The sequence below is a fragment of the Nocardia alni genome, from assembly GCF_019038435.1.
Classification (GTDB): domain Bacteria; phylum Actinomycetota; class Actinomycetes; order Mycobacteriales; family Mycobacteriaceae; genus Nocardia; species Nocardia alni.
In genome coordinates this window covers 111,355-118,892 of record NZ_JAGPOX010000006.1, presented here as the reverse complement: position 1 = coordinate 118,892, position 7,538 = coordinate 111,355, and the positions used below count along the sequence as shown (strand labels likewise).

The window sequence follows — 7,538 nt, the reverse complement described above, 5'->3', positions numbered from 1 at the left end:
TCTGTCGCCTGCGGGGTGAGGGGGCCCGGCGGCACAAGGCGTGCGATCTGTTCTGTCGCACGCTCGATGCTGTCGCGCGCGGTTCGACGGGCGGGCTCCGGCAGTTGGGATACGCTGCTGTTCAGTTGAGCGTCGAGAGACTTGGCGATGTCGCCCCCCGATGTGATCGAATTCTGGGCAGAGATTTTGACATCGAGCGGCAATGTAGAATTGCCGACGGATCCCGTGGCGGCCGATACTATGGTAGCGATTACAGAAATTGGGTCCGGCATCGTAGGTCGCCCTTCTGTATTGCGTTTATTTCTTCGCAATTCATAGATTTCACACTCATGCGAAAGTTATTATTATGCAGTGCACATGAGATGCGCATCACCCCGATGGGTGGTGTTCTTACCCCTTGCGGGTGGTGAACGGATGGTTGCCTCCGCGTCGCACCAGGTTGTCGGTCGATTTCTGGAACACCTTGTGCCACAGTAGGTTCGGTGGTATGAATTGGCCCGCCGGGTAGATGGGCATTGCCCCGGCGGAATCAATAGGGTCTACGGGGTGGCGACGATCGCGATGCGGCTCGGGTTACGAAGGTGATCCGCGTTGGGCGAGGTAAAGTGAGATCACTTCGGAGCGGTTGACGGCACCGAGTTTACGTAGTATCCGCTTTACGTGTGACTTCACGGTTTCGACGGCGATCACCAACTGCTCTGCGATCTCGGTGTTGGACGCGCCGGCGACGATGAGTCGCAGAACATCGAATTCACGCGGTGTCAATATTTCCTTCAGTGCCACATTGGCCTCGACCGACTGGCGCAGCTGAGAGTCCGCGCCGCCTTCGATGCCCAGATCGGGATATCCCCCCTCCGCGAGCGTCTGGGCGTCGGCGACCAGTTGCTGCGCTGCGGTGTATATGGCTTGTTGCTGACTCTCCATGCGATCGGCCAGTTCTTCGCGCTGATGGATGACAGCGAACGCGGAAGCAACTACCTCGAGTAGTTGCGCGTCGGTGTCGTCGACCGTCCAGGGGAGGTCGCGCGCCGCGTGGATCAGTGCGTGGACTCGGGAGCGGATGATGACCGGTGTCACCACGAAATTGGATGCACCGAGCAGTGTCGCCATCGGCTCCTCGCGTCCTCCTGGGCTCGCATCGACGATGGTCGAGCGTTGCCGGCGGATGCAGCGGGTCTCTTCGGGGGACAGTTGTCGTTCAGCGCCGCCTTGTGCTCCTGTGTGGTCGCTGTGCGGGTGCATCCAGTGCGTGGTGCAGCTGTCGAAATTGATGACGGAGTAGCTCGCGCAACGGAATTCGAGCCCACCGGTCAGTTCGGTGCACAGCTGGCGAGTCAGGTCGCGGATCGACGCGGTCGCACGCAGACGGGTGATGGACGGCCCGACCGCGGCCACGCGAGTTGCCGCTGCCTGCAGGAGCAAGCGGTGTGTTTCCGACTGTGCCGCGAGAAGCGCGGTAATGAGCTGCGCTCGTTCGATGGCTACCGCGTCGGACTTCGCTGGGATGGCCGCGAGCGCGGAGGCGATGATCTCTTCTGTCGTGAACAATGCTTCGGACACGGTGACCGCTTGTCGCGGTCGTATTCCGAGCTGGAGATTGCGTCTGAGGTCATCATCGAGCCGCATAAGAGTATCGACGGACTCGCGCATCGAGCTCGGCCTCATAGTGCAATTCCGAAATTTCCCTGGGTCATTCGCGCGTACGCCGCAACGGCGGCCGCACGACTCGAGGTACCGAGCTTCTTCGAGATCTGCTTGAGATGTGATTTGACGGTGGCCTCCGACACGACCAGGTTGCGTGCGATCTGCATATTCGTCGCGCCGGTCGACAGATGGGCCAGAACTTCGTGTTCTCTCGATGTCAGGGCCGTAGTTCCCGATGGCGTGCGCTGCTGAATGGACTGAGGCCGCTGGGCCTGCGCAATGGGTTGCGCAGGCCGGGCGGGTTCGTTTTCGACCTGCCCGAGCAGGGCTACCACCTGCGCGTACGTATCCGCGGCGCGCTGGAACCGCTGTTCGATACGTTGCCGGAGCAGGGCACCCTCGAAAACGATTGACAGACATTCCGAAAATATGGCGAGCCACTCGAGATCGTCATACGACAGACTGTTCGGGTCCTCGGGGCGATCGGCATGCAGCATTCCGATGGTACGGCCCCGCAACGTGATCGGTGCGGCGACGTAGGCCTGTGTACGCGCCACCTCGACGATCTGTTTGTATGTCCGTCTGTCGGAACTCGGGTTGGGGACCAGGGCGACTGTTCTGCGTCTGACCAAGAACTCGGTTTCGAGGGGGGCGTCGGAGAGTTGGATTCGAGCACCGTTGACGAACTCTTCGAACTCCGCGGAGCCCGGTATTCGCTCCTCGATATGAAGATGCTGTGGTAGCCAGACCGATCCACTGATCGTGGAAATCATCACCCGGCCCACCGACAGGTTGCGACAGATCTGAAGCGGCACCGTGTCGATCAGTTCGCGTGGCGAGAGTCCCGATAACTCATCGATGCTTGTGCGAATCTCGGTCAGGGTCGAGAGTTGCTGCGCGAGAGACCATTCCAGGCCGACCCGCTGCAAGCTGTGGATCATCGCCAATAGCTTGCACGCTTCTGCGCGGTGTGTGGGGGAAATATCATCACTGGTGACGAACTCTTCGACTCGGTGGCGCACGGCCGCGAGACGGACATCGTCGGGCAATGAGGGGTTGGTCTCGTACGTACTGCCGAGGATCTCCCGTGCCAGCAGGAAAACGTCCTTCGCCTGCTGGACTACGGGTTCGGCAACCACGGCCGAAGCCCAGGATGCGTGCGGCATCACGGCGGCCTCCTTGCGCACCGCGGGGTCGACTGTGACCCGGCGAAGTTACTTAGATTTACCAGTTGGAAACATGAGTCGGACACGTTACTCCGGCTTATATGTGACGTCAATCACTTTTTTTTCGGTATTCATCTCCTTTTTAACTGTCTCCCTCTGGAGGGGGGTAGGGGGAGGGTGTTCGAGTGAACTCGTCGGCAATCTTGTGGTCTGACCATTATGAACTACCTAACATCGGTCCGAAGATCTAATCCGTTAGGGAGTCCACCATGGAAATCAAGGCTGCCGTTCTACGCCGGATCGGCGAGGAATTCACCTTGGGAACTGTCGAGCTCGCGGCCCCCGCGGCCGATGAGGTCGTCGTCGAGATCGCGGGCGTCGGAATCTGTCACACCGATGTGGCGGTCAAGGAGGGGCACCTGCCGTTTCCCCTGCCGGGCGTGCTGGGGCACGAGGGGAGCGGGACCGTCGCCTCCGTCGGGGGTGACGTCACCTCCGTTGCTGTCGGAGACAAGGTGGCGATCAGTTTCAACAGCTGTGGTGAGTGCACCCAGTGCGTCGGGGGAGTGCCGGCGTATTGCCTGAATTTCATGGCCTACAACTTCGGCGGGGCCAGGCCTGACGGGACGTCGGCCATCGCCGAGAACGGCACCGCGCTGGGTGGTAACTTCTTCGGTCAGTCCTCGCTCGCCACCTACGCCGTCGCACATGAGCGCAATGTGGTGAAACTGCCCGACGGTGCGCCGGTCGAGATCGTCGGCCCGCTCGGATGCGGCATCCAGACCGGCGCCGGTGCTGTCTTCAACTCGCTCGACGTGCAAACTGGCGCTTCGCTTCTGGTCGCCGGCGCCGGAGCGGTCGGGCTGTCCGCCGTGCTGGCGGCGACAGTGCGTGAAGCCGAGTTCATCATTGTGGTCGAGCCGCATGAGAGCCGTCGCAAGCTCGCCGTCGACCTCGGCGCTACGCACGCGATAGACCCGAATGCCGGTGCTGTCTCCGAACAGGTCCGTGCGGTCGTACCCGAGGGAGTCGACTACGCCATCGACACCACCGCGGCGACTCCGGTTCTCGAACAACTGTTGCTGTCGCTGGGCGCACGCGGGGCGCTGGGCATGATCGGCGTTCCCGCTGACCCGGCGGCAGCGCTTCCGGTCCCGCTCATCCCGATGCTCATCCAGGGGCTGACCGTCCGAGGCATCACCGAGGGAGACTCCGATCCCCAGGTCTTCATCCCCTACCTGCTGGAGCTTCATCGCCAGGGCAAGTTCCCCTTCGAGAAGCTGATCACCACGATGCCGCTGTCGGACATCAACGAGGCTCTCGCGGCACAGGCTCGCGGTGACGCGGTCAAAGTCGTCCTCACCGCCAACTGAACGCCAGATTCGCATTATCGAAGGATTGACATCATGAGCGCTGTACACGAGCAGTTCTACATCGGCGGCGGTTGGCGGAATCCGGCTTCCGCCGCGACGATCACCGTCGTCTCCCCGAATACCGAGGAGGTACTCGGTTCGGTCCCCGACGGCACAGCTTCCGACATCGATGCCGCGGTCGCATCCGCCCGTGCCGCATTCGACGATCCGACCGGATGGTCGAAATGGGCTCCGGCTCGGCGAGCCGACGCCATGGAACGCCTGGCTGACGCGCTGGACAAGCGTGCGCCGCAGATGGTCGAAGCGGTCAGTTCTCAGAACGGCATGCCGGTGGCGATCTCCGAGAAGCTGGAAGCAGTATTCCCGCAGCTGTTGCTCCGTTATTACGCCGGTCTACTACGCCAGGAGTCCTTCGAGGAGACGCGGCCCGGACTTCTGGGCGGATCAACGCTGGTCACGCACGAGCCGATCGGCGTGGTGGGGGCCATCGTTCCGTGGAACTTCCCGCAGGCGCTGGCTGCGTTCAAGTACGCACCCGGCCTCGCAGCGGGCTGCACGCTGGTGATAAAGCCGTCTCCGGAGACCGTTTTCGACAGCTACGTGCTCGCCGAGGCAATCGAGGAAGCCGCGATTCCCGCGGGGGTGATCAACATCGTCCCGGGTGGTCGCGAAGCGGGAGCACATCTGGTCGCTCATCCGAACGTCGACAAGATCGCGTTCACGGGGTCGACGGCAGCCGGCCGCGATATCGCGGAGGTGTGCGGTCGTCTGCTTCGGCCCGTGACCTTGGAACTGGGCGGAAAATCGGCGGCGATCATCCTCGACGACGCCGACCTGGATCTGGTCCGGATCGGGGAGCAGCTCTTCGGCGCCACCCTGCTGAACAACGGACAGACGTGCTATATCGGTACGCGGATCCTGGCGCCGCGATCGCGCTACCAGGAGGTCGTCGACATGTTCACCGGTCTGGCGGCTTCGCTGCAGGTCGGCGACTCGCTCGACCCGAAGACACAGATCGGCCCGCTGGCGAGTGCGAGTCAGCGGGATCGGGTCGAGTCCTACATTGCCAACGGCCGGAGCAGCGGTGCTCGGATCACCGTCGGCGGTGGTCGACCACAGGGCCTCGACAGCGGATGGTTCGTCGAGCCAACGGTGTTCGCCGATGTCGACAATCGCTCCACGATCGCTCAGGAGGAGATCTTCGGGCCGGTGCTGTCGTTGATTCCGTACAGCGGTGACGACGAGGCGATTCGCATCGCCAACGACAGTGCATACGGTTTGGGCGGCAGCGTCTGGACTTCCGACCACGATCGCGGTGTAGAGGTCGCGCGCAGGGTCGCTTCCGGAACGATCGGCATCAACAATTATCTGCCCGATCCGACTGCGCCGTTCGGCGGTGTCAAGTCGAGCGGCTTGGGCCGCGAACTCGGCCCGGAGGCGTTGTCGGCCTACCTGGTCGCGAAGTCGATCTATCTCTAGCGAACCCTTCGTGGTGCTGCCGATCCGACTCGGGACGATCGGTCGCAACGGTCGCCGGGCCGGTGGATCGCATGTCGTCGCGGCTCGATCCACCTGGCGGCCATGCCCATCCGACGGCTCGGTCGGATAACTCCGTGCGGTTGATTTGTTCCATCCCGCGCGCTGCTCGATATTTCAGGCGGATGAGTCCTGCCGATCTGACAGATGAGGATGAAGGATGGCTGTGCTCAGTGGCGGCGAGCGCCGGGTTGGCAGAATAAACATCGTGCAGAAGGCGTCCAGCCAGGCCAAAGTCGGGATTACCTCGCTCGGCGACTTCTATGTCACGGCTTGGGAAACTTTCCGGTGCATGTTCAAGCGTCCGCTGCAATGGCGGGAATTCATTCATCAGGCATGGTTCCTCTGCCGAATATCTATTGCGCCGTCGATTTTGATGGCAATTCCGTTCTGCGCGATGATTATTTTCGAGATCAATCTCATCCTGGACCAGATCGGAGGAATAGATCTGAGTGGCAGCGGTGCGGGCGTCGGCGTCATCCGAGAGATGGGGCCGATGACGACCGTGCTGGTCGTTGCGGGCGCCGGCGCCACCGCCATCTGCGCGGACCTGGGTTCGAGAAAAATTCGTGAAGAGCTCGATGCCGTCGAGGTGCTGGGGATCGATCCCATTCAGCGACTGGTGGTTCCGCGTGTTGCCGCAGCCGCCGTCGTGGCGGTGTTCCTGAACGGTGTCGTCACGGCGGTGGGCATCACCGGGGGGTACATCGTGAGTGTCTATGTACAAGGCGCGACCCCGGGCCAGTTCGTCAACAGTCTCTCCTTGCTGACCGGGCTCGGCGACTTTTTCGTCGGTGAGATCAAAGCGGGTGTCTTCGGTCTGCTGGCCGGATTGGTCGGATGCCACCTCGGCATGCGGGCAAAGGGCGGGTCCAAGGGTGTCGGAGAGGCCGTCAATCAGACGGTTGTCGTGAGTTTCGTATTGCTGTTCCTCACGAACTCCATCATCACCACTATTTCACTTCAGGCATAGGAGGTGGCAGCTATGGTCAGCAGAATCGGCCGCGCGGCGGCCGTCCCCGTGGACAGCCTCGCGAATCTGGGCGAACAGCTGAAATTCTACGGGCACAGTATTTCGTACGCGCCGCATACGTTTCGCCAATACCGCGGCGAAGTGTTGAAACTGATCGCGAGCGTGAGCTTGGGAACCGGCGCGCTGGCGAAGGTCGGCGGCACCGTCGTGATCCTCTCGTTCATGGCGATGGCCGGCGCGTACGAGGTCGGCCAGCAAGGCGACACGTCGCTGGGGAGGATCGGAGTCGGCGCGCTCTCCGGATTCGTCTCGGCGTTCTTCAACACGCGCGAGGCCGTACCGCTGATGACGGCCTTCACCTTGATCGCGACAGTGGGCGCGGGGTTCACCGCCGAATTGGGCGCGATGCGGGTGAGCGAGGAGATCGACGCGCTGGAGGTCATGTCGGTGCCGCCGATATCGTTTCTGGTCACGACTCGGCTCATCGCCGGTGTCATCGCCGTGGTCCCGCTCTACGCGGTCGCGTTGATCATGGGGTACTTTTCCACCCGAGTGGTCACGCTGGTATTCACCGAACAGACCAGCGGCACCTACGATCACTACTTCCGGGAGTTCCTGATCCCCTCGGACGTCTGGTGGTCGCTGTTCAAGGTGATCGTCATGGCCGTCGTGGTCATGTGTGTGACGTGTTATTACGGATTCCATGCCTCCGGCGGCCCCGCGGGCGTCGGCGTCGCGGTCGGTCGCGCCGTCCGCACGTCGCTGATCGCCGTGATGGTGATCGACCTACTGGTGGGAATCGCCGTATTCGGTGGTCCCGATTCCGGCGCTCATATTTCGGGGTGA

7 protein-coding genes are annotated in these 7,538 nt (G+C 62.2%); 4 read left to right on the top strand and 3 right to left on the bottom strand.

All coding sequences use genetic code 11. The features are described from left to right. The 3 genes from JZ791_RS04640 to JZ791_RS44715 form a co-directional block, all read right to left on the bottom strand. On the bottom strand, positions 1-272 hold a 272-nt coding region (locus JZ791_RS04640; RefSeq protein ID WP_216892884.1), incomplete at its 3' end, for a hypothetical protein. Positions 273-573: 301 nt separating this feature from the next. Continuing rightward, positions 574-1,650, bottom strand: coding sequence for a helix-turn-helix transcriptional regulator (locus JZ791_RS04635; RefSeq protein ID WP_216892883.1), 1,077 nt, complete (start codon positions 1,648-1,650; stop codon positions 574-576). A gap of 11 nt (positions 1,651-1,661) precedes the next feature. Then, entirely contained in the window at positions 1,662-2,831 is a 1,170-nt protein-coding gene (locus JZ791_RS44715) for a LuxR C-terminal-related transcriptional regulator (protein ID WP_216892882.1), read from the bottom strand. A gap of 248 nt (positions 2,832-3,079) precedes the next feature. Between JZ791_RS44715 and JZ791_RS04625 the strand changes: the two genes are divergently transcribed. From JZ791_RS04625 to JZ791_RS04610, 4 genes are all read left to right on the top strand, one after another. Continuing rightward, positions 3,080-4,183, top strand: coding sequence for an NAD(P)-dependent alcohol dehydrogenase (locus JZ791_RS04625; RefSeq protein ID WP_216892881.1), 1,104 nt, complete (start codon positions 3,080-3,082; stop codon positions 4,181-4,183). A gap of 33 nt (positions 4,184-4,216) precedes the next feature. Then, a complete protein-coding gene (locus JZ791_RS04620; protein ID WP_216892880.1) occupies positions 4,217-5,662 on the top strand; it encodes an aldehyde dehydrogenase in 1,446 nt (481 codons plus the stop codon). A gap of 217 nt (positions 5,663-5,879) precedes the next feature. Then, positions 5,880-6,692 carry an MlaE family ABC transporter permease gene (locus JZ791_RS04615; RefSeq protein WP_216892879.1) on the top strand — a complete coding sequence of 271 codons (813 nt, stop codon included), beginning with the start codon at positions 5,880-5,882 and terminating at the stop codon, positions 6,690-6,692. A 12-nt stretch (positions 6,693-6,704) separates the two neighbouring features. Further along, entirely contained in the window at positions 6,705-7,538 is an 834-nt protein-coding gene (locus JZ791_RS04610; RefSeq protein WP_216892878.1) for an MlaE family ABC transporter permease, read from the top strand.